The sequence below is a fragment of the Paraburkholderia fungorum genome, from assembly GCF_046027605.1.
GTDB lineage: Bacteria > Pseudomonadota > Gammaproteobacteria > Burkholderiales > Burkholderiaceae > Paraburkholderia > Paraburkholderia fungorum_F.
This window is the reverse complement of the sequence record NZ_JAQQEF010000001.1, coordinates 558,043-584,655: the sequence shown is the minus strand read 5'-3', so window position 1 is coordinate 584,655 and position 26,613 is coordinate 558,043. Positions and strand designations below refer to the sequence as shown.

At 62.7% G+C, this 26,613-nt stretch carries 25 protein-coding genes; 10 read left to right on the top strand and 15 right to left on the bottom strand.

Annotation, left to right across the window (positions count from 1 at the left end; genetic code table 11):
- Window positions 1-149 precede the first annotated feature (149 nt).
- Window positions 150-590 carry a hypothetical protein gene (locus PQR53_RS02480; RefSeq protein ID WP_408450978.1) on the top strand — a complete coding sequence of 147 codons (441 nt, stop codon included), beginning with the start codon at window positions 150-152 and terminating at the stop codon, window positions 588-590.
- A 56-nt stretch (window positions 591-646) separates the two neighbouring features.
- Here PQR53_RS02480 and PQR53_RS02475 read toward each other — a convergent pair whose 3' ends face one another.
- The gene (locus tag PQR53_RS02475; RefSeq protein ID WP_408450977.1) at window positions 647-1,597 is read right to left on the bottom strand and encodes a LysR family transcriptional regulator; all 951 of its coding nucleotides are present in this window, start codon (window positions 1,595-1,597) and stop codon (window positions 647-649) included.
- 97 nt (window positions 1,598-1,694) lie between these two features.
- Between PQR53_RS02475 and PQR53_RS02470 the strand changes: the two genes are divergently transcribed.
- Both PQR53_RS02470 and PQR53_RS02465 read left to right on the top strand, forming a co-directional pair.
- Entirely contained in the window at window positions 1,695-2,984 is a 1,290-nt protein-coding gene (locus PQR53_RS02470) for an MFS transporter (protein ID WP_408450976.1), read from the top strand.
- A 99-nt stretch (window positions 2,985-3,083) separates the two neighbouring features.
- A complete protein-coding gene (locus tag PQR53_RS02465) occupies window positions 3,084-4,109 on the top strand; it encodes an SGNH/GDSL hydrolase family protein (RefSeq protein ID WP_408450975.1) in 1,026 nt (341 codons plus the stop codon).
- 18 nt (window positions 4,110-4,127) lie between these two features.
- On the opposite strand, the gene PQR53_RS02460 is transcribed toward PQR53_RS02465, so the two are convergent.
- The 8 genes from PQR53_RS02460 to PQR53_RS02425 are packed head-to-tail and all read right to left on the bottom strand — an operon-like array spanning window position 4,128 to window position 13,648.
- A complete protein-coding gene (locus tag PQR53_RS02460) occupies window positions 4,128-5,345 on the bottom strand; it encodes an acyl-CoA dehydrogenase family protein (RefSeq protein WP_408450974.1) in 1,218 nt (405 codons plus the stop codon).
- A 21-nt stretch (window positions 5,346-5,366) separates the two neighbouring features.
- Window positions 5,367-6,758, bottom strand: a complete 1,392-nt coding sequence (locus PQR53_RS02455) for an LLM class flavin-dependent oxidoreductase (protein WP_408450973.1) — start codon at window positions 6,756-6,758, stop codon at window positions 5,367-5,369.
- A gap of 45 nt (window positions 6,759-6,803) precedes the next feature.
- Window positions 6,804-8,222, bottom strand: coding sequence for an LLM class flavin-dependent oxidoreductase (locus tag PQR53_RS02450; protein WP_408450972.1), 1,419 nt, complete (start codon window positions 8,220-8,222; stop codon window positions 6,804-6,806).
- An 11-nt stretch (window positions 8,223-8,233) separates the two neighbouring features.
- Window positions 8,234-9,235 carry an oligopeptide/dipeptide ABC transporter ATP-binding protein gene (locus PQR53_RS02445; protein WP_408450971.1) on the bottom strand — a complete coding sequence of 334 codons (1,002 nt, stop codon included), beginning with the start codon at window positions 9,233-9,235 and terminating at the stop codon, window positions 8,234-8,236.
- On the bottom strand, window positions 9,232-10,272 hold the full coding sequence (locus tag PQR53_RS02440) for an ABC transporter ATP-binding protein (RefSeq protein ID WP_408450970.1): 1,041 nt from the start codon (window positions 10,270-10,272) through the stop codon (window positions 9,232-9,234). The genes PQR53_RS02445 and PQR53_RS02440 overlap by 4 nt, the downstream gene beginning before the upstream one ends.
- The gene (locus PQR53_RS02435) at window positions 10,269-11,159 is read right to left on the bottom strand and encodes an ABC transporter permease (RefSeq protein WP_408450969.1); all 891 of its coding nucleotides are present in this window, start codon (window positions 11,157-11,159) and stop codon (window positions 10,269-10,271) included. The genes PQR53_RS02440 and PQR53_RS02435 overlap by 4 nt, the downstream gene beginning before the upstream one ends.
- Window positions 11,156-12,076 (bottom strand): ABC transporter permease, encoded by a 921-nt coding sequence (locus PQR53_RS02430; RefSeq protein WP_408450968.1) that lies wholly within the window; start codon window positions 12,074-12,076, stop codon window positions 11,156-11,158. Before PQR53_RS02430 ends, PQR53_RS02435 begins: the two co-directional genes overlap by 4 nt.
- 3 nt (window positions 12,077-12,079) lie before the next feature.
- Window positions 12,080-13,648, bottom strand: coding sequence for an ABC transporter substrate-binding protein (locus PQR53_RS02425; RefSeq protein WP_408450967.1), 1,569 nt, complete (start codon window positions 13,646-13,648; stop codon window positions 12,080-12,082).
- A gap of 219 nt (window positions 13,649-13,867) precedes the next feature.
- Here PQR53_RS02425 and PQR53_RS02420 point away from each other — a divergent pair, with 219 nt between their 5' ends.
- Window positions 13,868-14,200 (top strand): hypothetical protein, encoded by a 333-nt coding sequence (locus tag PQR53_RS02420; RefSeq protein WP_408450966.1) that lies wholly within the window; start codon window positions 13,868-13,870, stop codon window positions 14,198-14,200.
- A gap of 100 nt (window positions 14,201-14,300) precedes the next feature.
- Here PQR53_RS02420 and PQR53_RS02415 read toward each other — a convergent pair whose 3' ends face one another.
- The 3 genes from PQR53_RS02415 to PQR53_RS02405 form a co-directional block, all read right to left on the bottom strand.
- On the bottom strand, window positions 14,301-14,903 hold the full coding sequence (locus PQR53_RS02415; protein WP_408450965.1) for a cysteine hydrolase family protein: 603 nt from the start codon (window positions 14,901-14,903) through the stop codon (window positions 14,301-14,303).
- 86 nt (window positions 14,904-14,989) lie between these two features.
- A complete protein-coding gene (locus PQR53_RS02410; RefSeq protein WP_408450964.1) occupies window positions 14,990-15,199 on the bottom strand; it encodes a DUF1059 domain-containing protein in 210 nt (69 codons plus the stop codon).
- Between the two features lie 275 nt (window positions 15,200-15,474).
- A complete protein-coding gene (locus tag PQR53_RS02405) occupies window positions 15,475-16,887 on the bottom strand; it encodes a spinster family MFS transporter (RefSeq protein ID WP_408450963.1) in 1,413 nt (470 codons plus the stop codon).
- A gap of 438 nt (window positions 16,888-17,325) precedes the next feature.
- On the opposite strand from PQR53_RS02405, the gene PQR53_RS02400 reads away from it, so the two are divergent.
- On the top strand, window positions 17,326-18,420 hold the full coding sequence (locus tag PQR53_RS02400; protein ID WP_408450962.1) for a porin: 1,095 nt from the start codon (window positions 17,326-17,328) through the stop codon (window positions 18,418-18,420).
- A gap of 40 nt (window positions 18,421-18,460) precedes the next feature.
- On the opposite strand, the gene PQR53_RS02395 is transcribed toward PQR53_RS02400, so the two are convergent.
- On the bottom strand, window positions 18,461-19,513 hold the full coding sequence (locus tag PQR53_RS02395) for a LysR family transcriptional regulator (RefSeq protein ID WP_408450961.1): 1,053 nt from the start codon (window positions 19,511-19,513) through the stop codon (window positions 18,461-18,463).
- Window positions 19,514-19,522: 9 nt separating this feature from the next.
- Window positions 19,523-20,506: an AraC family transcriptional regulator gene (locus PQR53_RS02390; protein WP_408450960.1), complete on the bottom strand. Its 984-nt coding sequence runs from the start codon at window positions 20,504-20,506 to the stop codon at window positions 19,523-19,525.
- 210 nt (window positions 20,507-20,716) lie between these two features.
- Here PQR53_RS02390 and PQR53_RS02385 point away from each other — a divergent pair, with 210 nt between their 5' ends.
- The 5 genes from PQR53_RS02385 to PQR53_RS02365 all read left to right on the top strand — a co-directional run bounded on the left by PQR53_RS02385 (window position 20,717) and on the right by PQR53_RS02365 (window position 25,665).
- The gene (locus PQR53_RS02385; RefSeq protein WP_408450959.1) at window positions 20,717-21,823 is read left to right on the top strand and encodes an NAD/NADP-dependent octopine/nopaline dehydrogenase family protein; all 1,107 of its coding nucleotides are present in this window, start codon (window positions 20,717-20,719) and stop codon (window positions 21,821-21,823) included.
- Window positions 21,820-22,821, top strand: a complete 1,002-nt coding sequence (locus PQR53_RS02380) for a 3-hydroxybutyryl-CoA dehydrogenase (RefSeq protein WP_408450958.1) — start codon at window positions 21,820-21,822, stop codon at window positions 22,819-22,821. Before PQR53_RS02385 ends, PQR53_RS02380 begins: the two co-directional genes overlap by 4 nt.
- 146 nt (window positions 22,822-22,967) lie before the next feature.
- Window positions 22,968-23,420 carry a DUF2000 domain-containing protein gene (locus PQR53_RS02375; RefSeq protein ID WP_408450957.1) on the top strand — a complete coding sequence of 151 codons (453 nt, stop codon included), beginning with the start codon at window positions 22,968-22,970 and terminating at the stop codon, window positions 23,418-23,420.
- Window positions 23,421-23,821: 401 nt separating this feature from the next.
- Window positions 23,822-24,655 (top strand): AraC family transcriptional regulator, encoded by an 834-nt coding sequence (locus PQR53_RS02370; protein WP_408450956.1) that lies wholly within the window; start codon window positions 23,822-23,824, stop codon window positions 24,653-24,655.
- 215 nt (window positions 24,656-24,870) lie between these two features.
- Window positions 24,871-25,665: a DUF899 domain-containing protein gene (locus PQR53_RS02365; protein WP_408450955.1), complete on the top strand. Its 795-nt coding sequence runs from the start codon at window positions 24,871-24,873 to the stop codon at window positions 25,663-25,665.
- 157 nt (window positions 25,666-25,822) lie between these two features.
- Here PQR53_RS02365 and PQR53_RS02360 read toward each other — a convergent pair whose 3' ends face one another.
- Window positions 25,823-26,515, bottom strand: a complete 693-nt coding sequence (locus PQR53_RS02360; RefSeq protein WP_408450954.1) for an NnrU family protein — start codon at window positions 26,513-26,515, stop codon at window positions 25,823-25,825.
- Window positions 26,516-26,613: the final 98 nt, after the last annotated feature.

The window sequence follows — 26,613 nt, the reverse complement described above, 5'->3', positions numbered from 1 at the left end:
CACCACAGTGAGGGGTGTCTGCGATGGACAGGCGAAAGAAGGTGTGTGTTTCGGCCGATACGCATCCGCGTGGCCATTCCATGAGGACGTCTGCAACGTGGCGCCATCTCCGTGTAGCGGCTTTATTCTGCGCGATCGCCGCGACGTGCATGCACGCCGATGCCGAGGCGCCGGTTAAGATTCCACTCACCCAGGATCAGATCGACAAGGGTGCGAAGGCTTACTACGACAACTGCGCAATCCACACGACCTATCTTCGAAATCTGCACGATTGCAATTGTCTGACCGAAGGCTACAAGCAGGCCGCGACCGCGAGACGCAGTACGCAGCTTTCAACCGAGGACCAATACCGGATCGGGCAGACCTGTCCTGCGCCTAAGGCGACGACGTATGCGTGGGTCTACAAGACCTGTGACGACTACATGCAGCATGTCCGGACGGATCACGCAGAGTTTTGCGGGTGCACCGCTGAGCGGTTTTCCAGCACGTTTCAGAGCCAGCCGAATTCGAATTTGCGCAAGGTCGAAGCCTTGAGAGCGGAATCGATGAAAGCGTGCGGGCTGGCTGATCGATCGCACAACCTGCATTGAATGGTGCGACGCGCGGTGCTGGGTGTCGCCGTCGCTTTTTCCCGCACCACGCTCGCCTACGTCTCCCCCCTCATAGCCGCAGAATCCACCCCCTCCCCATACATCGCCATTCCGCTTTCAGCCAGCACCTCAATCAGCGACCGACGCAACAGCTCAACAGGCCGCATAAGCCGCCCAGGAAGCGCCCCATGAATGAACCACACATCGATGCTTGCGCGAAAGTCCGAGGTCTCGACGATCCTCAATTCAGGGCGATGGACCGAACGTTCCAGCAGATCCGGCGTGACGAGTCCAATGCCGATGCCGCGCGCAACCAGCGAGAGCTGCAGCTCGGAGCCAAACGCCTCGACGGCCACATTGAAGGGAAGTCCCGCTGCCCCTAGCGCCAGTCTCAGCGCCGAGCGCATTCCACAGCCATCCTGATTGAGGATCCACTCTCGCTGGGACAGATCCGCGAGCGTCATCGGTTTATCGGGTAGGCCGAGCGAACGCGCAGCGACGATCACAGTCGGCAGGAACGCGAGCGGCGTAGCGTGCAACGTTTGAGGTGGCGAGAAGCTCGACGGCATCAGCACGATCGACGCGTCGAGCGACGCCCGCTCGACACTCTGCACGAGACCCGGCGACCAACCCGCCGTGACGCGCAGCGTCAGCCGCGGAAAAGCACTGCGCAGAAGATCGACGGGTTGTTCCAGCGCCACCTCCGCAAGAAACGGTGGCATGCCGATTCTCAACTCGCCGGCAGGCTCGCTCCCCGGCGACGCAACCGACAACAGATCGTCCACCGCGCGCAACACGGTGCGCGCGAGCGCATAGACCTCATTGCCCGCCGCGGTCGGCTTGAGCGGCTTGCTCTGGCGATCGAGCAGCTCGTTACCCAACGTGCTCTCAAGGTTTTGCACCCGACGTGTCAGCCCAGGCTGCGTGAGATGAAGCTTTTCGGCGGCGCGCACCATCGAACCGCTTTCGACGACGGCAACAAACGCCTCCAGATCGCGCGTATTCAAAGTGAACTCGCATAATCATTATCAACATATTTCAATTGTCGCATATTGAGCGGCTCGTTAGGATGGCTTTTTACATCCGTCCTGAGAGCACCGTTCGATGAACTCATCCGCCGAAAACCCCGCCAGCGTCGCGACGCAGGAGGCTGACAGCCCGCAGCAACTCACCCCGCTGCTAACCCTCTTTTTCGCCATGGCCGTTGGCGTGATTGTGATGAACCTGTTCGCCGCGCAGCCATTGACTGGTGCGATCGGCCGCAGTCTGCACCTTGCTCCCGAGTTGGCGGGTCTCGTTGCCATGCTTCCGCAACTCGGCTATGCGACCGGGCTCGTGCTCCTCGTGCCCTTGTGTGATTTGCTGGAGAACCGCCGCCTGATCGTTCGGACACTGGCGTGCTGCGCCGTCTTTCTCGCCGTCGCGATGTTCACCGATTCGCGATGGGCGTTTCTGCTCGCCCTATTCCTGGCCGGCGCGGCATCCAGCGTGATTCAGATGCTGGTGCCAATGGCGGCTTCGATGGCATCGGAAAGCCATCGCGGAAGAGCCGTCGGCAACGTGATGAGCGGTCTGATGTTCGGCATCCTGTTGTCGCGTCCGGCTGCGAGCGTGATCGCGGGGGCGATCGGCTGGCGTGCTTTCTACGGTCTTGCCGCGTTAATCGATGCATTACTCGCCGTGGTTCTTTACGTGAAGCTGCCCGCTCGCCTGCCGGTTGTCGCCACGCGCTATCCGGCGCTGCTGCGCTCGCTGTGGACCTTGCTGCGCACTGAGCCGGTATTGCAACGCAACGCTGCATCAGCTGCGTTGGTGATGGGTGCATTCAGCGCGTTCTGGACCGCCATCGGCTTACGGCTTGCACAGCCGCCGTTCAGCTTCGATATGAACGGCGTTGCGCTGTTCGCACTCGCCGGCGCGGCGGGTGCGATCGTTACGCCGCTTGCGGGGCGCGCGGGCGACCGCGGGATGGGGCGCAAGGCACTGATTGCGGGCCATCTGATCATGCTCGTCGCCCTCGTGGCAATGGGCGTGGCAGGCGCCGGCTGGGGCGGCTTTTCAGCAAGTACCCATCCGACGCTGGCGGTTGCGTTGCTGGTCGCGGGCGCGGCCGCACTCGATGCCGGTGTGGTCACGGACCAGACGTTAGGCCGGCGCGCGATCAACCTGATGGATCCCGCCGCGCGCGGAAGGCTCAATGGACTGTTCGTCGGGGTGTTTTTTATCGGCGGTGCATTGGGTGCGATGTTTTCGGGGGCGGCGTGGTCGTTGGCCGGTTGGACCGGCGTCTGTGCGGTGGGCTTTGCGTTCACCGGCGTCGCGTTGGTTCTCATGCTGATTGGATTGGTTCGCGGCACATCGCACGCGGCACGCCGGCCTTCCCCAACGCGATAACGCATAGTTTTTGCTTAAGGACAGTGCTTGTCGGGAGCGCACCGCGCGATAAAGCCGCAACGTGGCCGCAGATCCCCAGTCGGTCCTCGAGGAGTCGCCATGCGTAGAATAAATGACACGGTACGCGCTGCAATTTTTGCCGTTGCAATCTCAGTGTTTTCAGGTTGCGGCGGGGGCGGAGGCGGAAGCTCCTCGAACAATGGCAGCACAGCCACACCGGCAGGCGGCATCAATCTGCAAATTGTCTCGTTCGGCGACAGCCTTTCAGACGTCGGCACCTATGCGCCGCTCGCGAGTGCGGTGGGCGGCGGACGCTTCACGACCAATCCCGGGCAAGTGTGGACTCAGGATGTCGCGCAATATTACGGCGATACGTTGAGCGCCGCGTTTACGATCGACATCACGCACAAACTCTCTGCGCAGAGCGGCCTCGGTTATGCGGAAGGGGGCGCCACAGTGGCGACGCCTGCAAACCAGTCCGCTTTTCTGACCGACGTGATCGGCGACGTCGAAATGCCCGTCAATCAGCAGATTTCAAGCTATCTGAGCGCTCACGGGAGCTTTAAATCCAATCAACTGGTGCTCGTGTGGGCCGGTGCGAACGACGTACTGCGCGCCGGGGCGCCGCCGGCCGCAACGCAGATCGTGCAGACGGCGGCCACCACGCTCGCTCAACTCGTTGGGCAGATCGTCCAGAACGGCGGTACGCATGTCGTAGTAGTCAATCTTCCGAACATCGGCCTTTCGCCGGACGGCCTCGCCTCGTCCGACGGCGGGGCAAACTTCACCCAGCTATCGGAGCTCTTCAATAGCACGCTGACTGCGGCTTTGCAGACCGATGGTCTGCAATCCAAGGTCATCCAGGTTGATGCGTATACGTGGTTGAACCAGATCATCGCGAACTTTCAGGCCAATGGCTTCGCGGTGTCGAATACGGGTCAGGCGTGCGACCCCAAGAAAACGCCCGATAACACGTCATTGCTATGCTCGCCTGCAACCTACGTGAGCGCTAATGCGGACCAGACGTACATGTTCGCCGACGATCTTCATCCGACGACGCACCTGCATACGCTGTTCGCCCGATTCGTGGAGCAGCAGATCGCCAAAAGTGGTCTGGGCCATTGAGTCCCGAGCAAGCCCAGCCTAGAACGTGCGTCCCTCGACCAGATGGGTCTTGACGTCGTTGAGCACATAATCGCCGACCACCCTCGCTTTGTGACTAAGCGGGTTGTGGCTGAAAATGGTGCGCAGGTTGCGCCAGTGCCGGTCGAAGTTGTATTTGCGCGAGGTAGCCGAAGCGCCGCCCGCATCGAACAGCCGCTCGCCCGCCTGCAACGCGAGCTTGCCCACAACAATCTGCGTGCGCGCCGTCGCGAGCGCACTCTCCAGCACCAGTTGGTCCGCTGCCGGGTCCGCATGGAGGATTGCATCGGACGAACGGCCGAGCGTGCGCGCGTTTTCGCGCACCAGCACGTCGATCGTGTGGCTCAGCGCGGAGAGTTCGCCCACCACCTGCTGGATGAAAGCGTCGTCACGCGCGCTCGGTGCCGCCGAATGCAATACCGGGCGGCCATGCGCTGTCACGTACGATCGCGCATCCACGACGATATTGCGCACGATACCGGCCGCCACCGCCACCAGATGGAGCTGACGATAGGCGCCGCCATGCCGGCCGATCAGAGACGGATAGCCCTTTTCCACCACTTCGTTCGGATCGACCTTCACGTCCTCGAACACCACGCTGCCGCTCGCCGTCATGCGCTGGCCCATGCCGTCCCAGTCGTCCAGCACGGTCAGTCCTTCGGACCGGACGGGAATGATCGCGGTCACGCCTTTGCCCTGCTCGTTCACGAGATTGGTTCGCACGAAGTCCGCATAGGCGGTGCCGGTCGTGTAGTACTTCTTGCCGGTAACGCGAAAGTGGTCGCCCTCTCGGCGCAGTACCGTCTCGATCTCGCCTGCGCGCGCCGTGCCCTGTTCGCCGGATGCGCCGCCATACAGCGCGCCTTCGACAATTCGGCTCACCTGGCGGTCATGGAAGGGCGTGCGTGGCGCGAGTCGCATCGATTCGACCACATCGAAATGCACGCGCAGTGCGTGGGCGACGTTCGACTCGGCGGCGGCCAGCGTCGTAATGACGTGGATCGCGTCTTCGAGCGAGCCGCCAAGTCCGCCGCGTTCGACGGGAAGGCGCAGCGCACCCAGGCCGGCGCGCCGGAACGCCTCGAAGGCCGGAAACGGCAGCTCCCGGCGTATCTCGCGTTGTGCGGCGTCGACGCCGATTTCGTCCGCCAATGCGGGCAGTGCGGCCAGCGCATCGCTCAGGCGCGTGGCGGCGTGTTCGTACAGGGCAGTGCTCATGCTGTGCTTTCCATTAAAAATTCAGGGCCGGCGGCGAAAGGCCGCGCCGGGATGGCGCTCGTCGAGTCCGCTGCCGCGCCCGCCCAGCTTCTCTCGCAAGGTGCCCGGCGCGTAGCGCGTCTTGTAACGGCCACGCGCCTGCAGTTCGGGGACGATCAGTTCCGCGAAGTCTTCGTAGGCTTCGGGGGTCACGGCATAGCTCAGATTGAAGCCGTCGATGTCGGTCTCGTCCATCCACGCTTCGAGCGCGTCGGCCACTTCGCCGGGTGCGCCGATGAAGACGGGCCCCCGGCCGCCGATGGCGTTGTGCAGTGCCAGTTCACGCACCGTCCAGACACGCTCCGGATCGAGGCGCGTAAAACCCTCCAGCGCGGAGGACGTGCCCGCGTCGAGCTGCATGTAACGGATCGGCTCGTCAGGGTCGTAGGTCGAGAAATCGATGCCGGTCCATCCCGAGAACATCGCGAGCGCGGCTTCGGGCGTCACGTAGCGGCGGTAGTCCTCGTACTTGTCGCGCGCCTCGCGGGTCGTGCGGCCGGTGATGATGGTGGCCATGGTGAAGAACTTGATGTCGCGTCCGTCGCGGCCGGCCTTCAGCGCTTCTGCACGCGTGCCGGCCACCACCGGCGTCAGTACTTTTTTGCTCGGTCCGCTCAGATAGATTCCCTCGGCGTGCCGGCCGGCAAAGCGCTGGCCGCGCGCCGACGAGCCCGCCTGAAACAGCACCGGCGTGCGTTGCGGCGAAGGCTCGGTCATGTGAATGCCCTGCACCTTGAAGTACTTGCCCTCGTGGTCCACGCGGTGCACCTTCGACGGATCGACGAACACACCGGTGGCCGCATCGCGCACCGGCGCGCCGTCTTCCCAGCTGCCTTCCCAGAGCTTGTAGACGACGTCCATGTATTCGTCCGCGATGTCGTAGCGTTCGTCGCGCGACGCGATCGCGTCCTTGCCCAGCACCTTGACGCTGCTCTGCGCGAAGCCGGTGACGATGTTCCAGCCGATGCGCCCGCGCGTCAGATGATCGAGCGTCGACATGCGGCGCGCGAACACATAGGGCGGCTCGTGATTGGCGTTGCTCGTCACGCACAGGCCGAGATCACGCGTGGCGTACGCCATCGCGGAAAGCGACATGACCGGATCCTGCTTGGGCACCTGCGCGCCATGACGCAAGGCGGTGTCGATGCTGCCGCCGTAGACGTCGTTGACACCGATGCTGTCCGCCATGAAGAGCGAATCGATCAGGCCACGCTCCAGCGTTTTCGCGAGATCCACCCAGTAGTCGAGTGTGTTGTAGTGCCGCGAGCGGTCGCGCGGATGCCGCCACATCCCCGGCGAATGATGCACCGGACTATGCAGCGCGAACGCGTTCACGCGGATTTCCTTCTTGGGATGCGCTGATTCGGATGTCATGAGTAAGACCTGAGCGGTGGCACGGTGAGGGACTGCAAGTCAGCTTCAGACATGGGTTGCGGTATCGATAGGCAGGCCCGGTTGAGCCGCGGGTGAGTGGGCGGCACGGTGCCGGGCTGCGGGATGCGGATGCGCAATGAGGGCGGCGCCTTCGCCATAGAGCTTCTCGCGCAACGTGCCTGGCCGGTATGCCGGCTTATAGATGCCGCGGCGGCGCAACTCCGGCACCACGAGGTCGACGAAATCCTCATGCGTGCCGGGCAGCAGCGCGTGGCTGAGATTGAAGCCGTCCACGTCCGTTTGCGCTTGCCACGTTTCGAGCGCGTCGGCCACTTCAGTCGGCGAGCCGATGAACACCGGCCCCTTGCCGCCGATGGCATTGAAGATCGCCAGCTCGCCGATCGTCCAGACGCGGTTCGGGTCGGCCGTGGTGAAGCCTTCGATGGTCGACTGCATGCCCTCGGTCTGAACATAGCGCAATGGATCGTCAGGGCTGTACTTCGACAGGTCGATGCCGCTCCAGCGCGAGAACAGCGCAAGCGCGCCTTCGAGGTTCACGTGCCGGCGGATGTCTTCCCACTTGGCGTGTGCCTCGGCCGAGGTCGGCGCGACGATCACCGTCGCCAGCGAGAAGAACAGCACCGAGGCCGGATCGCGCCCGAGCGCGGCGGCGCGGCTGCGGACGTCGGCCACGTCCTTTGCGATCACCTGCGCGCTCGGCGCGCTCAGGAACACGCATTCGGCGTGGCGCGCAGCGAACTCCTTGCCGCGCTTCGACGTGCCTGCCTGGTAGAGCAGTGGCGTGCGCTGCGGCGAAGGCTCGGCATAGTGCGTGCCTTGCATCGAGAAATACGGGCCTTCGTGGCGGATTTCGTGCACACGCCGCGGGTCGGCAAACGTCACCGTCTCACGGTCGCGCACCGCGGCGCCGGCCTCCCAACTTTCTTCCCACAGACGGTAGACGATCTCCATGTACTCGTCGGCGAGGTCGTAGCGTTCGTCGTGCGGGCGCGCGCCCTGATGACCGATCGCACGCGAGCCGCTTTCGCCGAAGCTCGTCACGATGTTCCAGCCGATCCGTCCGCGCGTCAGATGATCGAGTGTCGACATGCGCCGGGCGAACAGGAATGGCGCTTCGTAACTCACGCTGCTGGTGACCGCGAAGCCCAGATGCTCGGTGACCTGGGCCATCGCGGAGACGAGCAGCAGCGGATCGAGTCGCGGAAACTGCAACCCGAGGCGCACGCCGGTGGCGTTGGAGCCGCCGTAGACGTCGTATTGGCTGATGCCGTCGGCGAAGAACAGCGCGTCGTAGCCGCCGCGTTCCGCCGTGCGGGCAAGCTCGGTCCAGACGGACAGCGTGTTGTAGTCGAGCGAGCGGTCGCGCGGATGGGCCCACAGACCCGGCGAAAGATGCGTCGGCGCGAAGGCCAGAAACGCGTTGATGCGGATTTCTCTCGACATGGCAAAAGCCTCTAGGTCTCGATGGGTTGAACGGCTGATACGATCGGAAAATGGCACGTCACGCGGTGCGTCGTGGAGAGCGCGTGCTGGGGCGGCGCGTGCGTGCGGCATACGTCGCGGGCAGCCGGACAGCGCGTATGGAAGACACACCCGGCTGGCGGCGCCAAAGGCGAAGGCATTTCTCCGCCGATCGGCTGAACCTGAAGCGCGCCGGGCTCGGATGCGGCGATCAGCGCGTGCGTGTACGGATGCGCCGCGCGCTCGACGATGTCCTCGCGCGTGCCCTGTTCCATGAAGCGGCCAAGATAGAGCACGCCGATGTGGCTGCTCATGAACGCGACGACCGCCAGGTCGTGCGAGATCAGCAGATAGCTCAGACCGAGCGTGTCCTGCAGGTCTTTCAGGAGATTGAGCACCTGTGCCTGAATCGATACGTCGAGCGCGGAGACCGGTTCGTCGAGCACCAGAATCTCCGGCTCCAGCACGAGCGCGCGGGCGATGACGACACGCTGACGCTGTCCGCCGCTCAGCTCGCCGGGCCGGCGATGCTTGAAACTGGCAGGCAGGCCGACCTGCGCGAGCAGCGCGTCGAGGCGCTGCTCCAGCACATCGCGCGCGAACTTGCTGCGCTGAATGCGCAACGGTTCCAGCACGAGCTCGCTGACTTTCATCTGCGGGTCGAGCGAAGCGGACGGATCCTGAAGTACGGCTTGCACCGCGCGCTGGCGCCAACGGGTGTCCTCCGGGCGGGCATGCTTGCCGAACGGCCGGCCGTCGATGCGAACTTCGCCCCGGCTCGCGGTCTCGGCGCCCAGCACGATCTTCGCGAGCGTGGATTTACCGGAGCCCGATTCGCCGACCAGCCCGAACGTTGCGCCGCGCGGCACCACGAATGAGGCGTCGGTGACGGCGTGCAGATCGCGTGCTCGTGAAAAGACGCCGTTGCGCACGGCAAACGTTCGTCCCACGTTCGACACCTGAATGGCTGCTTCCGCTGATACGCGTCCACTCATGATGCGACCGCCACAGGACGAGATTCACCGTGAACCGGCGCCGGGACAGGGACAGGTTCCGGATGCCAGCAGGCGACACCGCGTCCGGGATGAAGCTCCCGCGCCGTCGGATAGCTCGTCAGGCAATCGGCCTGCGCGCGCGGGCAACGCGGCGCGTAACGGCATCCTCGTTCGATGCTGCCAGGCGACGGCGGCTGCCCTGCGATCACCGTGAGCCGCCGCTGCGTATCGCGCAGGCGCGGCACGGCGCCGAGCAAGCCCTTCGTATAGGGATGGCGCGGCTCTCTGAAGACCGCTTCGACGGGGCCGTTCTCCACGATGCGCCCGGCGTACATGACCGCGACGTCGTCGCAATAGCGGCGCACCAGATGCAGGTCATGCGTGACAAGTACGATCGCGGTTCCGCGCTCGGCTTGCACTTCGCGCAACAGGTCGAGGATCTGCAGACGCACGGTGATGTCGAGCGCGGTGGTCGGCTCGTCCGCGATCAGAAGCCCCGGGTTGCAGGCGAGATTCATCGCGATGGCCACGCGCTGGCGCATACCGCCGCTGAACTGATGCGGATAGCTCTTCAGCCGGCTCTCGGGCGCGGGAATCCGCACCCGCCGCAGCAGCTCGATTGCGCACGCCTCACGCTCGCTGCGGCTTTTGACGCCGTCGCGATAGCGGAACATCTCGGTGATCTGCCGGCCGATCGTCAGCAGCGGATTGAGCGAGCTCATCGGGTCCTGGAGAATCATGCCGATCTCGCGGCCGCGCAGCGCATTCAATTCAGCGGATGTCTTCTCTCGCAGGTCGGCGCCGTGGAGCAGAATGCGGCCTCCCGTGACGCGCACGCCGCGTGGCGGCAAGCCCAGTAGAGAGAGACACGTCACGCTTTTTCCGGAGCCGGATTCGCCGACGAGTCCCAAGGTGCGCCCTGCACGCACCGAAAAGCTCACGCCGTCGACGAGCCGCGTCGCGCCATCCGGCGAGTCCGCTTCCGCCACGAGATTGTCGACTGCGAGCACCGGCGCCTTTTCCGTCAAGCCGTTCATCGCCGTTCTCCTTGCGTGCGTTCGCCGCGCTGGAGCGATTCGCCAATCCGGTTGCCGCACAGCACGGTGGCGATGAGCACGAGCCCGGGCAGCGCGGACAGCCACCATGCGGTATCGAGGTAATTGCGGCCGTCGGCGATCATGCCGCCCCACGACGGATCGGGTGGCTGCACGCCGAGTCCGACGAAGCTCAAAGCCGCTTCCATGAAAATGACGAGACCGATGTCGAGCGTCAGCAGCACCACGAACGTGTTGCGTACGTTGGGCAGCAGGTGATGCAAGGCCACATGCAGCGGCGAGGCGCCAGCGAGCCTGGCAAGCAGAATGAAGTCACGCTCGCGCAGACTCAACGCTTCAGCACGGATGATGCGGGCGAAGCGCCCCCAGTTCGCGAGCGTCACGACGACGATGATGTTCGTCATGCTCGGCCCGCAGATGCCAACGATCAGCATGGCGAGGAACACGGGCGGCAGCGCGTATTGCGCATCGACGAGACGCATCAGCGTCGCATCGAAACGTCCGCCGATATACGCTGACAGCAGCCCTGCCAGCGCGCCGAAAAAGCCGGCCAGCAGCACGGCGCAAAAAGCGATCAGGAGCGAGATGCGGCCACCGTACAACGTACGTGTGAAGACGTCGCGGCCCATCTGGTCGGTGCCGAACCAGTGATGCAGGCCGGGTGACTGAAACGTCGACGAGAGATCGATCCCATTCGGATCGATGCGGGTAAGCCAGGGCGCCAACGCCGAGGCGCAGACAATCAGCACGAACACCGCGACGTAGGGCGCGACGTCCCGTCGCCGCCACGCTGCATTGGCGAACGCGCGCAGACGCGCGCCGTGCGTTGCTGCCTGCGCGGCATCCAGGGAGGGAAGGCGGGCGCTCATGAGCGGTACCTGATGCGCGGATCGACCAGCGCACACAGCACGTCGACCACGAGATGGATGGCGGCGAACAGCACCACGGACACGATGACGGCCGCCTGCACGACGGTGAAGTCGAGTGTGCTGATCGCCTCGACCATGAGACTGCCGAAGCCGGGCCACGAGAACACCGTTTCGATCGATACGGCGCCGCCGATGAGCACGCCGAACTGCGAGGCCGTGTAGGCGACGATAGGCAGGGCCGCGTTCCTGAGTGCGTGCGTGCCGATCACCACGTGTTCGGGCAGCCCCTTGATGCGCGCCATGCGGACGTAATCGGTATCGAGCACGCTCAGCAGATTGGTGCGGGTGAGGCGCGCGATGCCCGCTGCCGAATACCACGCGAGCGAGGCCACCGGCAGGATCAGGTGACGCCAGCTGCCATGGCCGCCCGTGGGTAACCAGCCCCATTGAACGGAGAACAGACGGATCAGTAGCAGGGCGACGAAGAACGGCGGCGCAGCCTGGCCCAGCACCGCGAAGATCGACGCGAAGCGGTCAATCCACGAGCCTCGCGCTACCGCCGACGCCACGCCGAGCAGCAGTCCCACGGCAAGCGCGAGCGCGAGCGAGATGCCGACCAGAACGAGACTCGACCCGAGGCGCCCGAGCGCCATGTCGAGCGCGGGCACGCCGAAGTGAAACGAATTGCCCATGTCGCCGCGCAGAATACCCGCCAGAAAGCGCGCATATTGCACGGGAACCGGATCGGCAAGACCGAGCTGCTCGCGAAAGAGCTGGCGGTCCGCCTCGGTGGCCTCCGGCGGCATCAGCAGATAAGCGGGATCGCCCACCATCCGCACCAGCACGAAGATCAGGATCGACATCAGCCACACCGTGACCAGTGCCGATCCTACGCGGCGAAGAACATAGGCAGGCATGGGCTATTTTCCGGCCACCGTCTGCGGCGCCCATTGAATCGTGCGGAAGTTCAGGAACCCGCTGCCTTGCTGCGGCTGCCACTCCAGCGTCTTTTTCTTCGCGTACACATACGTGAACTCGGAAATGAAGAAGGCCGCCGCATCGTCATGCAATTCCCGGCCGATGTGCTGGAACACTTCACCGCGTTGCGTCGTGTCGCTTATCTTCGAGACGTCCGCGAGCAGCGCATCCACCTTGGGGTTTGAATAGTCCGACCAACTGCCGTTTGACGCGAACGCACCGGAAACCGGATGAACCGGATCGTACAGCGCATTGGTGAACTGACTCAGCGCGAGCGGCCCGGACGTATGCGTGTTGTTCAGACGCTGGAAGGTTGCGTAAGTCAGGCGATTGAGTTTGACCTTTACACCGACCTGCCCCCAGTAGGCCGCAATCGCTTCGGCCACGCCTTGCGGTATATCGCCCTGAATATTGAGCGTGGTGTCGAAGCCCTTCGGATAGCCGGCCTCGGCGAGTAGCGTTTTTGCCTTGGCGGGGTCGTACGGATAAGGCTTGATCGAGTGGTCCGCGCCATACGGGTAGTAGTTCGAAATCATGGTCCCGAGCGGTTCGCCCACGCCGTACAGCACGCTTTTGATAATGGCGTTCGTATCGAGCGCGTAACTCAACGCCTGGCGGACCTTGACGTTGGCAAAGGGCGAGTCCTTCGTGGTGGTGTACACGCGGACATAGACCGGCGAGGCCACCCGGCTCTGTATCACGTCGAGCCCGCTTTCTTTCTGGAGCCGTGCATAGTCGGAGAAGGGTAGCGCTACTGACAGATCGACCTCGCCGCGTAACACCGCGTTGACGCGGCTCGACGGATCGGTAATGACGCGGAAGATGAGTGTCTTCACGCGGGGTTTCTCGCCCCAGTAGTCGTCGAAGCGTTCCAGCACGAGTTCATTGCCGCCAGGCGAGAGCGACTTGAATTTGTACGGCCCGAGCGAAATCGGTTTTTGTGCGAAGGCGTCCGGGTTGGGCAGGCTCGCGAGATAGTCGGCCGGGATGATGTACAGATAGCCCGCAATCTTGTTGGCAAAGGCGCCGTCAGGCACTTTCAACTTGAACACGACCGTGAGATTGTCCGGCGTCTCGACAGATTCCACGACCGGCGCGAAGAACGGACGGCGTGTGCTCTTGCTGCGCGGATCCAGAATGTGTTCGAGGGAGGCTTTTACATCGCGCGAGGTGAGCGTCGCGCCATTGTGGAATTTGACGTTGGGACGGAGCTTGTAGGTGAAGGTCCGGGCATCTTCCGATGCCGTCATGCTCGTTGCAAGTCGCGCAACGAGATTGCCTTTGAGGTCGAAGCCGTAGAGGGTGTCGTAGATCTGCCAGCCGTAGCGCAGTGAGTCGCCGCTCACGGCGACGAGACCGTCGAGGTTATAGAACTCCTTTTCGACGCCGATCACGACCGTGTCGCGGTCGACCGCGGGGGCGGTGCTCGTTGCGTAAGAGGGTTCGACGAAGGCGGCCAACAATGTCGTGGCCAATACCAGGCCGCGAACGACTGACGAAATTTTGTACATGGGCGGGATGTTGTGACGAGTGAGGCAGCGCCTCGGCCAGCCAGAGGAACTGTGAACAGGAGCACTCGATCATGACGTCGTCCATTGCGAATCGACAACGACTTAAATCGCATATCGATATCAATGCGGAAGTCAGGAGGTTTTCAGCGAGGGTGCTGAAGGAAGCAGGGAAGAGGCGGGAGTATGATTCGTCAACCTCACTCGAGCAGGAGTCACTCCATGGCACTGCGTGCTCAGCTTCTCTTCATTACCGCATTCGCTGGTCTATTGTTGAGCGCTTGCGCGCAGACCGGCCCCGTCGAGTTTTCCGCGTCGGGTGCCAATGCGCCGATGCTCAATCAGGCGAGCGATATGGACTTCGGTCCGATGGACAGGACGATCGCACAATGCAAGGTAGTCTCGAAGAACGCGGGTCCGGATCAATGCTCGAAAGTTCGTGCGTATGAGTCGTGTATGAAGAGCAAAGGCTACATCACCGTACTCGGGCCGGAGAACCCGAAAGGTTGCGGCGATCCGGAGTGGGAGAAAGACGTGAGGAAGTGGCTTCAATGACGGATACGTCGCAGCGGCCAGGAGCGATCAATGATCAACTCGCACTGCGCGCAGTGCAGCGGCTGCGTTGCTCCGAAAACCGCCAGAATGTCAGCCCAGGCTAGCCAAGCAACAGCAGGGCATCAGCGAGCGTGAGCACCGTTGTGCGCGAATCGAACGCCGTTGAAAAAAGATGATCGTGCACGACCGGGTCCGGGTCGTAGCAGCAATCCCTGACCGTGAATAAGCGGTAGTCCGCATCGCTCGCATACGCAACCGACGACAGCACGACACCGGTTGACGCTATGCCCACCATGAGCAACGTATCGATCCCCCGCGCGGAAAGCTGTGCCTGCAGATCGGTACCAAAGAACACGCTAGCACGATGCGCGATGATGAGCGGTTCAGTGGCCTGCTGGCCGAGTTCCGGCGCGATCTTGTCGTCGACGAAAAGACCAAGTTGCTTGATTCCCTGCCCGTTTCTGTTCAACGGACTGACTTCCGGATAGCCTGGACTAAACTGGATCTGGGCGAAATAGACGCTGACACCTTTGGCTCGCGCGGCGTCACACAGCTTGCGCGTATTGGCGAGCAACGTGGGCGCGACCGATGGAAATAACCTCAGGATGTCAGTCTGATAATGCATGACCACTAGAGCGGTTTGCGCCGGGACGATTGCTGGAATCTGCATGTTCACGTTTTGCGCCGCGGCGGCGCGTCCCATGCCCTGTTGATGATCCGCCGGATCGACGGGTCCAGTTTCAATGCGTGGCGACGTACGGCAAACTCACCGCGCAAACCGGCGAACGCTCAGAGTTCAGGCGTTGCGTCCCATTTGGGTTTCATTTCTTTACCCCATTTGTGCGGATCTTGTTTGTACATCTCTTCCATTTCCTTGGCAACATCCGGATGCTTGTCCATGACATGTTTCGTCATGGCTTTCACCATGTCGTCCCATGATTCAGCCGACAATTTTTGATCACATTTGCCGGCGAGCTCTTTGCACGTCATGGTTTTCATCTGGAATCTCCTTCCAACTATCTAAAGATAGCATGGGCGCGAGATGACACACCTCGGACACGCGACGGCAGGCATGTTCCCGGAACCAGCGACGCATGCTGGATGCGTCGTTGAATCTCGCAGCAATTACTGGACCTGCGAATCTTCGGGATCGAGCGCAAGTGAACCTTAGCGAAAGGTGGCCAGGCGTTGAACCGATGTCGGAGTCGCCCAGACACCGGTCATTCAGATCACGCGGCCGAAGGGCGGCTCTGGATCGACCGAGTCAAACCTCGTCATCGTTCCACTTGTTCCGGCACGAGCGCTGCCACGGTAACCTCCAAAGTCCGCGCATCGTTCATGCTCTTGCGAGCCTCCTCGCGCTCAAGACTCAGTCGGTACTGCTTGCAGCCAAACCAGAGCAGTCCCACCGCCAACGCCGTTGCGACCAGGTTGACGAGCGACATCGAATTGCCTACCGCCTTGGGAGAACCGAACACCTTGTCGGTCAGAAGCGCGACGAGTGTCGTACCGATACCCAACGCGATCAGATTCGAAATTAGCAGGAACACGGCGGAAATTTGTGCGCGCATCTGATTCGGCGCCAAGGTCTGCATGGCGGCCGTGGAAGTGGGCATCGGGAACGAGGCGAAGAACATGGCAACCACCAGCAACGTGAGCGACAGGCCAAGGCTGCCGACCTGCGTGAAAGCGACCGCCGGTACCAGAAGACCGGCCGCACCGATGAAGCCCGCGAGCATGGGGCCGTCCGTGCGGCCTTTCTTCAACAGCCAGTCGTTGAGCCAGCCGCCGCAAAACACCCCGGCGGTATTCGCGACGAGAAGTATCGCGCCGAGCGTATAGCCCGCCTCGACCGGTGTGAGCCCGAAACGACGAATATAGAACGCGGGCGTCCAGCTCATCAGGCAGAAGAGCGTCATCGCGTAGAACGAAAAGCCGAGGTAATGGCAGAAGAACGTCTTGCCGTGCGTGCCGATGAAGCGCAGCGAATCGGCCATCGACACGCGCTTTGCGTTGCCGGCAACATCCTGCTCGAGTCCTTTGCGTTGCGGATCGCGCACGGTCAGAATGAACAGCAGCGCGACGAGGAAGCCGGGCAACCCGACGATGAAGAACGTCAGTTGCCACGAGCGAACGTCGCCGATGAACGGCAAGGAGAAGGTCGTCATCTGTTTGAGCAGGGCGATCACGTAGCCGCCAATCAGGAATGCGATCCCGCCGCCGATGAACGAGCCCAGCGAATAGACGCCCGCTGCGCGGCCAAGCCTGTCCTTCGGAAAGTAATCGCTCAACATCGAATAGGTGCCGGGAGAGAGTGCGGCCTCGCCCACGCCAACGCTCATCCGCGCAAGAAACATGTGGATGAAGCTTTGGCTAAGACCGCAAGCAGCGGTGGCGAAGCTCCACAGCGCGATGCCGGTCGCGATGATGCGTGGACGAGCGAAGCGATCGGCGAGATAGGCAAGGGGCATCCCCATCACCGCGTAGAACAGAGAAAACGCGAATCCGTGCAACAGGCTGAACTGCGTGTCGGTCAGATGCAGGTCTTGCTTGATCGGCTCGATCATGAGCGCGAGGACCTGTCTGTCCACAAATGAAAGCACATACGCAAGCATGCAAATCACAACCACGTACCACTCGTACCTGTAGCTCTTGTCCTCAGGCTTACTGCTCGTCGATGCGGCCATCTCGGTTCTCCAATTGGTCGGTATTCAGCGCTGCACGTTTGCGATGCTCGCGATATGCGTCGTCTGGCATGAGAAAAGATCGCCATGCGGTGTTCCGGAAATGCAGGGTACGTAAACAAATTTCCGAAACATATGCGCAAATCCGGTCGCGACGTTGCGGCATTCACCTGGTCAGCTAAAGATTTTCCCAGGGTGCGGGCATTGGAGCGGCGTCACATAAGGCGTGCCGAAGCGTAGCGTGCTGTTCGAATGCGCGTCATGCGCACTGTCTATAAGTGTTATACCGGCGCGTTGATCGACGCTGGATATTGATCTTCCTAGACTCGCTTCGTTTTCTGCATCGTTCGGCGCAGTTCGTGAACGACGGGGAAAAAATGTGCCGTGTGGTTTCGTATCGCACGGCTGAGGAAAGATCAATCTCTGGCTGGAACGATAAGAATGAATAACTGGAAGTGGTGCGCGTCACTGCTGAGCCTGGCAGTGGCGCCTGCGTTCGCGCAGTCGGGTGTGACCTTGTACGGACGCATCGATACATCGATCGAATACACGAACTTCGGTCCCAATCATGGGGTGCGCATGGGCAGCGGCGATATCTTCGCGAGCCAGTGGGGATTGAAAGGCGCCGAAGATCTGGGCGGCGGATATCGCGCGATCTTCAAACTGGAAAATGGCTTCAGCTCTGCCAATGGCGCGCTCGGCAACAATGGCGCGTTATTCGGGCGGGAGTCGTGGGTCGGGCTGTCGGGGCCGTTTGGCGCATTGCAGGCGGGCGTGAATTACACGGTCCTGCACACCTCGTTCGTCACCTACAGTCTGCCGGGATACGGTGCGGGCCTGGCGTGGGGAAATGCGGCGAACAATTTCGTTGGACCGGCGTTTCTGCGTGTCAACAACTCGGTGCGTTACTCGTCGCCGCGCTTGGCCGGTGTGCTGCTGAGGGCGATCGTGGCCCGTGGCGCGAACGGCGCAACGAATGTGCCGTCAACGCTCGGCGACACCTACGGTGCGTCGCTCAACTATGTGGCCGGCAGTCTTTCGGTCGATGTCGACTATCTGCAGCAAACCTTCAGCCCGGCGAGTGCCGCCGCGCTGAACGCGAATAGCCAGACGGCTCCGGGCAACTACGCGCTCGGCGCGGTTTCCTACGATTTCGGTTTCATCAAACCAGCGTTCATCTATATGCGCCACCGTGGCGGTCCGGACGTGGCCACCGGTGTGAACGCCGCGGTTTCGAATCCGCATAGCGATCTGTTTGAACTGGACGCGACAGTGCCCGTGGGCAATGCGCTGGTTCTGTTGAGTTACGGTCACTACCGCAAGGTTGCCGACAGCGAAGGCAATGCCGACTCGTTCGCCGTGCGCTACGACTACCCGTTATCAAAGCGTACCGTCTTGTACACGGGCGCGGCGATGATCCGCAACGGCGCACACGCGTCCTTCACGGTCAATGGCGCGGCCGGCGGTGGTGTAGCGGTGGCGAAGCCGGGCGCGACCGCGAGTTCGGTGGTCGCGGGCATCATGACCGCATTCTAGGCGGCGCGCGGCCTGAGATTCGCGTCGTCGCCGGCTTGCGTCACGCATCCTGAGCGCGCTCAGGATGAAGGTCGAGTGGCTCCGCGAGCCAGCTTTCAAAGGGTTCGCGCGTGCCGATGCGGAATAGCTCCATCAGCAAGCCGCGCAGCCAGCGATGTCCTGGATCGGCATCGAAGCGCCGGTGCCAATAGGCATTCACGGGCCACGTGGCGGCGTCATCGATCTCGAAGGCGGCGGAGTCGCCGAGTGTCAGAAAAGCTCGTGCCACGGTACGCGGCAGAATCAACGCATAATCGCAACGGCTCAGAATGGCAGGCACCACCATGAAGTCGGGCACTGCAATTCGCACACGGGAGGTGAGTCCGTACCGTCGAAGCAGTTCGCCCGCTTGCGGATGCGAAGTCACCGCGATGAAATGCAGTCCGGCGGGGACGGGCTTGCTGCCCAACGTGAAGTCCGCTTCCAGTTCGAACTGTTGTGCCGCGCGCCGTGCCATCAATAGGACATAGCGCTCCTGAAGCAGTTCACTGTGGTGAAAGTGGCTCGATGCATGGGGGAAATGCCCGAGCGCGAAGTCGATCCGGCCGGATTCGAGCTCGACGTTGAACTGGCTCTCGTCGATATGATGTGTTTCGATCACCACGCCGGGCGCACGTGTGTCGAGTTCGCGCATGAGGGTGGGCAGAAACGCGCTTTCCGCAAAGTCGCTCATATGCAGACGGAACACTCGGCGCGACGTTGCGGGACCGAACTGCGACCCTTCATCAAGCGCTTCCTGAAGCAGACTCAGGACACGATCGATCGATCCCGCCAGCCTTTCCGCACGCGGCGTCGCTTCCACGCCGCGTGCGGTGCGCACGAACAGCGCGTCATGAAACACCAGCCTCAGCCGGCTCAACGCGTGGCTCACCGACGGCTGTGTCATACCCAGGCGGAGCGCGGCGCGGCCGACATTTTTCTCCACATGCACGGCGTGAAACGCCTTCAGCAGATTCAGATCGAGATCCTGGACGCGCGGCGCGCCGTCCGCGTGAGGAATGGGCAGGATCTCATGCGTATGCTCGTTCGCCGTGGCGGTCGTGTCGCTGTGCATGGCGCTGTATCAGTGGCGTGCGGAGCGCTTGCCGGTTGCCGACGGCAGGTAGCCGAAGCGCCGCGCGTAGGCCTTCGCAAAATGGCCGAAGCTTTGAATGCCATGCGCAACGAGGATGTCGGTGACCGAACGTTCAGCGTCTGCCTGCAGGGCGCGATGTACCGCTTCCAGACGCCGCTCGCGAATGTAACCGCCGGGCGACGTGGCAAGAAATTGCGCGAAGCCGTTTTGCAGCGTGCGCGTCGACACGCCGGCGGCGCGGGCGAGATCGTCGATGCGCAGGGCTTCGTCGAGGTGGGCGTCGATATAGTCGCGCGCGCGGCGCACGTGAACCGGCAGCGGCGAAGGCGAGGCTTTCGCCAGCGTCAGGCTGTATGAATGCGGCAGTTGGCTCAGCAGTACCGTCATCAGCCATTGCGTGAGGTCAGGGCCGAAGATTCTGTGTTGCGCGGGTTCATCGAACTGGTCGCACAGATTGCATAGGTAGCGCAGTGTCGACAGAAAGATGGTCGTGCCGGTGTGCATGCCGTCGACAGACATGTCGAACACCAGGGGTTGCCGCACGCTGTCGTTCAGCATGTCGGCAAGTTTGACTTCCAGCGCGGCGCGATCGATGCGCAGCAGCAGGTTGCGGCACTCGCGATCCGTATCGATGCGGCTCGTACGCGTGGGCGACGATACGCTCAGACTGCCCGCACGCAGCGAAACACGCTCATTCCCAGATTCAAGCGCGCACTGCCCGGAGAGCGTGGTGCGAAACAGATAGTGATCGCTGAGATCTCCGGCGTCGATGTGCGTTTCGCGGCCATAGTGGAGTTCGAGAAGCGATGCCTGGTGCAGCGCAATGCCATACAGTTCGGCGTTCAACGGTCCTCGACCGGCCACTTCCATCCGGTGCGGGCAGAGCGCGCGCGAGACTTCCCGTTCGATCTCCTCGCACGCATGCGATGCGAGAAGACGGTTACGGTATTTGCGGGAAATCGCAATATCCATTCATGGACCTCGAAGCATGAAACAGGTGACATCCGCATCATGCGGCGGTCAAATTTAGCGTGCAAGACGGATCGACCCGTACGGCGCAATGAGAGACGCTGACTATCACGCGTCGTGCAGTTGCCGGATTTGAATGCGGATTGCGCGCCATGAAGCGCTCTTGCCGTGTCGTCCGCGTAGCCTGAGCGGTATCCAATCAGGAGAACTGCGATGAATGTGAGCGTATTGGGCGGCGGCCATGGTTGCTATGCGGCGGTAGTCGACATGCTGGAAAAAGGTCATCGCGTGACGTGGTGGCGCCGCGATACGACAGCCTCCGCGCAACTGCGCGAAGGCGGCTCGTTGAAAGTGAAGGATTTCCGCGGCGAGCGGCGGCTGCCGTTGGGAGAGGCTGCGGGAGCCGTGCGGATCGTCGACGACCTCGCGGACGCTGTCACGGGCGCGCGGCTGATCGTGATTCCATTGCCTTCGACCACGCACACGGCGCTGGCGACACAACTCGCGCCGCTGCTTCGCGATGATCAGGTGGTGTTCCTGCCGCCAGGCACATTCGGCAGCTATGTATTCGCCAAGGCCATGCATGACGTGGGCAACACTCACCGGGTCGCATTTGCCGAGACCGGTACGTTGCCGTATCTGGCGCGTAAGCACGCTGACGACACCGTCGTGGTGAGCGCGTATGCGACCCGTTTGCCGACCGGCGTTTTTCCCGCGCAACACGCCACGTGGGCGGTTGGCATCCTGAAGGAAGGCTACCCGTCGGTCGAGCCGATCGAAGATGCGTTGAGCGGCGCCTTGATGAATGCGGGACCGGTGATCCACCCGCCGCTGATCATGATGAACGCGGGGCCACTCGAGCACTTCGACGCATGGGATATCCATAACGAGGGCACCCAGCCGTCCATCCGCAGGGTGACGAGCGCACTCGACGCCGAGCGCATCGCAATTCGGGAGGGGCTTGGCTACGGCGCTCCGCACTTCCCGCTCGCGGACCATTACGCCAGCGACGGCGACGAATGGATGTATGGGCGAGGGGCGCACGGCAAGCTGACGGACAGCGGCGACTGGCGCGAGGACATCGACCTGAAGACGCATCGCTACATGCTGGAGGACACTCGCCTCGGCTTGTCGTTTCTGGTGTCTGCGGGCCGCTGGGCTGGTGTCCCCACGCCGATTGCCGAAGGCCTGCTGAGCGTGGCAAGCGCGGTGTCCGAGCGCGATCTGTATCGTGAAGGCCGAACGCTTGAACAGCTGGGTCTCGCCTCGCTTTCGCGCGATGAGATGACCGCGTTGCTCCAGCGGGGTTTTGACCAATGAGCACGAGCGCGGCGATTGAGCGGGTTCATATCCTCGGTGCGGGTCGCATGGGCCAGGGCATCGCACTTGCCTTCGCATACGCGGGCCTGAACGTCACGATGATCGACTTCAAGGAGCGCGACGCGCAGGCCCGCGTCCAGTTCGAGAAGACTGCGCGCGGCGAAATACTGCGGCAGTTGCAGTCCCAGGTGGCATTTGGGCGGATTACCGATGCTCAGGCAGCCGAGACGATCGGGCGCGTCCTGATCGTGGATCGCGCGGACGCGCGGTTGAATCTGGCTGCGGCGGAGATCGTGTTCGAGGCTGTTCCCGAGGTGATGCAGGCGAAACAGACGGCGTTTGCCTGGCTGTGTGAGCATGTCAGCGCTCAGGCGTTGATCGCGTCGACCACGTCGACGTTTCTCGTCACGGAGTTACAGCGAATCGTCCCGCACCCGCAACGGCTGCTCAACGCGCACTGGTTGAATCCCGCTCATCTCATGCCGCTTGTCGAGGTGAGCCGTAGCGACCTGACTGCTGAGACGGCGGTGCAAAGCGTGGTTCAGTTGTTGCGTCGGATCGGTAAGGTACCCGTGGTGTGCGCACCGTCGGCGGGTTACATCGTGCCGCGCATCCAGGCGCTCGCGATGAACGAAGCAGCCCGGATGGTCGAGGAGGGGGTCGCCAGTGCGGAAGATATCGACATCGCGATTCGTACCGGTTTCGGACTACGCTTCTCAGTGCTGGGATTGCTCGAATTCATCGATTGGGGAGGCTGCGACATTTTGTACTACGCGTCGCACTATCTCGCGAACCAGATCGATCCGCGGTTTTTGCCGGCGCAGATCGTCAGTGACAACATGCGCGAAGGCCGGGATGGACTGCGCGATGCGCGTGGATTTTATGACTATGCGCATGTCGATGTGCCGGCGTATTTGCATCGACGGCTTGGCGAGTTCGGGCGTTTGCTCGACAGTTCGGGACTGTTTCCCGCGTTCAATGCTGCGTTGAAAGATTGAATGATTGAATGCGGGCTAAGTGGGGTACTTGTTCGACTGTTTCATCGCCGCCGACACACCACCTCGGCTCGCTGCAAAATCGTCCAATACTTTCGGCCTGAATCTACCTAGCATCTCCCCATCGATTGTTTTCCTGGAGAGATGCTTTGTTATTACAGAACGAACCGGGCGACGCTATCGCCATTGAAGCCCCGCTCGAGCCGCAGCGTTGCGTCATCGTCGTAGACGAATCGCTCCCGCCCGGCAAAGCCTCGAACGCCGCGGCCGTGGTGGCGTTCACGCTGGGCCAGCGCCACGGCCATCTCGTCGGAGAGCCCTTGCGAGAGCAGGACGGCACGGCGCACCCGGGTCTCATTCCTATCGGCATCCCGATTCTCAAAGCCACGGCTGATCAATTGCACGCGCTGCGGCAGAAATCGTTGGCGTATTGCGACGTGGTCGATTTTCCGGTGCAAGGGCAGGCCACCGTCGACTACGGCGCCTTCCTGGACGCGGTGCATGCGCTGCCGGGCGAGTCGCTCCAGTATCTGGCAGTCGGGCTGGTCGGGCCTAAGAAGCGGGTCGGCAAACTGGTCGGCGGCTTTTCGCTGTTTGCGTGATGAGTGCAACACTCACCGCGGAGCTGCACGGCCAGGTCTGGTCCGTGGGCATAGACCCGCCGAGGCACCGACAGCGCTGCAACGTATGCGATCTCTGCTGCTGGAAGGCGCTACGCTGTCCGCCGGCGAAGCTATCCAGCGTAAGCTTGCGCATCTGAATCACTTCATTCCCGCCGTTACCTGGCGCTCGATCCCTCATGTATAAAGTTCACGTCGTCCATGCCCACCCGGAGCCGCGCTCCTTCTGCACGGCCATGGCCCATGAAGCCCAGCGCCTGCTGGAATTGCGCGGCGACGATGTGAGCTCTTCCGATCCGCCTCGACGAGCAGCCGCGCATGCCGATGCCGCGGCTAGAGGACTATGATGAGATTTTTCAGCCCCTTCCAGGAGCAGCCTCGTCATGAACACCCATGGAGCGACGCGCTCGATCAAGCTCTGGCACGCGCCGGACGTCATGGACGCCGTCATGCTCAAGGGCCGCTTCGTCGGCCATCGTTATCCGCCGCACGCGCACGACACGCATTGCCTTGCGGTGATTACGGGCGGGGCGCTGGCGGTCGAGGTTCAGGACCGGCGGCACGTGTGCCGCCGTGGCGACGTGATCGTGATCGACGCCGACATAGTGCATGCCGGGTCGGCCGCGGGCGACGGGCAATGGAAGATGCGCGTGGCCCATGTGCAACCGGCAGCACTCGCCGCCTATTGCGAGAGGCTTGGCATTCCCCGGCGCGAGCGGTTCGACATGCCGAGTCCGTTCGTCGTCGACGCTGAACTTTCGCAGCAGCTTTACGGTGTGAACTGGTGTTCCGAAGTAGACCACGACGGCTTCAAGCGCAGTGAAACGCTGGCCGGCGCCGTGATCGGCTTGCATACACGGCATGCGGGCCGGGCTGCCGCGCTGCCGGTAGTGCGCCCCGAGCCTGCGCTGGTGCGCGCGGTCAAGTCTCGCCTGCGCGACGACCTGCACGCACGCCTGACGTTGTCGACGCTGGCGGGCGAGTTTGGCGTAACGCCTTTCGTGCTTCTGCGAGCCTTCGTGCGCGAAGCGGGCCTGAGCCCGCATGCCTTCCAGCAACAGGAACGCGTGCGCGGTGCCATGCCGTTGTTGCGAGTCGGCAGGCCAATTGTCGAGGTGGGCACGCGAATGGGTTTTGCCGATCAATCGCACTTCACGCGCGTGTTCAAACAGCAGACCGGCGTGACGCCGAAGGTCTATCAGGCCGCCTTCCAATGATGCGGCGTTTCTGCCACCACCGGCGACGCCCCGGGCACATGCATTGCAGCGACGACCGGAAACCGCATCGGAATACCGCCACACTTGTTACTCCCAACGTTCGATCTCCGGTGCAAAACTGTCTCATAGCCAACGATGAGCGTTGCGCAACGAATGGGGTCGCGTTTCATCCATGAGGCGCGGCAATTCACCCGAACCAGGAGATAGCAAAGATCATGACTACCGCAACCAGCAACGGACAGAAAGACGGACAGCCTGCCATGCAGACACCACCGGTCGTCTCGGCCGAGGCGTGGGAGGCGGCCCGCGAGCAGATGCTCGTGAAGGAGAAAGCCCATAGCCGCGCCCGTGACGCGCTGGCCGCCGAGCGCCGGCGCATGCCGTGGATCGCGGTGGAGAAGGCGTACGCATTCGAAGGGCCCGCAGGCAAGGCCAGTCTGCTCGACCTGTTCGAAGGCCGGCGTCAACTGATCGTGTACCGCGCGTTCTTCGAACCGGGCGTGTTTGGCTGGCCCGATCACGCCTGCCGGGGCTGTTCCATGGTGGCCGACCAGGTCGCGCACCTCGCTCATCTGAACGCCCGCGATACCACGCTCGTGTTCGTCTCGCGAGCGCCTCAGGCGGATATCGCGCGGCTGAAGGCGCAGATGGGCTGGGAGATACCGTGGTTCACCGTCACGGACAGCTTCGACGCCGACTTCGGCGTCGCGGAATGGCACGGCACGAACGTGTTCTACCGGGACGGCGACCGCGTGTTCCGCACGTACTTCATCAACAACCGTGGCGACGAACAGATGGGCGGTACCTGGAACTACCTCGACATCACGCCGCTGGGGCGGCAGGAGGCTTGGGAGGACTCGCCCGCAGGCTATCCGCAGACACCGACCTACAAGTGGTGGAACTGGCACGACAGCTATGCCGCGGACGCCGAACCCGACAAGAAGTGGGTTGAGGTGTCGGATGCCGGAGAGGCGGCGTTCCGGAACCAGGAAGGAAACGCGAAACCGTGAGCCAGAGGCCGGTTCCAACGGAGCGGGCGGACGGCGCCGGCGACGGCCGGTCTGAGGTGGCTGCGACAGGAGGCTATGGCGCGATAGGCCGAGATCGGCCATCGCGCGAAGGTCCGCGATGAAGAGCGGTCGCTAAGGCCAGGCGCCCGGAATAGAGCTACAGCCAGCGCCAGATGCCCGCGGCCCAACCGGTAAGCGGCCTATGAGCCCAAGTCGCGACGAGCCAGACGACGAGGCCGCCCAACAGCGCGTGCAAACCGAATCCGCCCAGCCGCGCCCGGCCAGCGGCGATCGCCGCGAACGGCAAGTAGCTCGTCTTCGACTCCCACGCGGGCCAGAGATCGGGCTGGAGCTGCTCCTTCTTCCGGTCCTGCAATGCGGCGCCGACCAGCGCGAGAATGACAATCGCCGCTGCGAGGATGATGCTCCTGGCCACCGGAAATACCGCGACGTGACATAGCCCCCAAAGCGCGAACGACCACATCATCGGGTGGCGCGTCACGGCGAACACGCCGAGCGCGATTTCCGGGAACGGGCCGGGTCGGCCGCCGGTGGGCAGCGCCGGATTGCGGATCAGCGACCCCATCAGGAGGATCGACGCGATCAGCATGACCACGGTCACTAATGCCCAGAGCGCGTCTCCTACCGGCCATAACGGCGCCGTCAGCGGTGCTTTCAGGTAGGCCCAGATCAGCCAGCCGAACGTCAGGATCGCGACCAGCGAATACACGCCCAGAAACCCCACTTCGCCAAGTGCGCGGGCCAAGGGCCTGCGCAGCGGATGGGACAAGACAAAGTGACTGCCCACGAAGACGACTGCCGCCGCCACAACCGCATTGGTGCTTCCCATAGGTCGGGCTCCTCAAGTTATATTGTCGGCTGACCGCGTTGCCCTTATTGACGAAGCTATCTGACAGGCCCGACTCGATGTAGCCGGCCTAGCCGCGC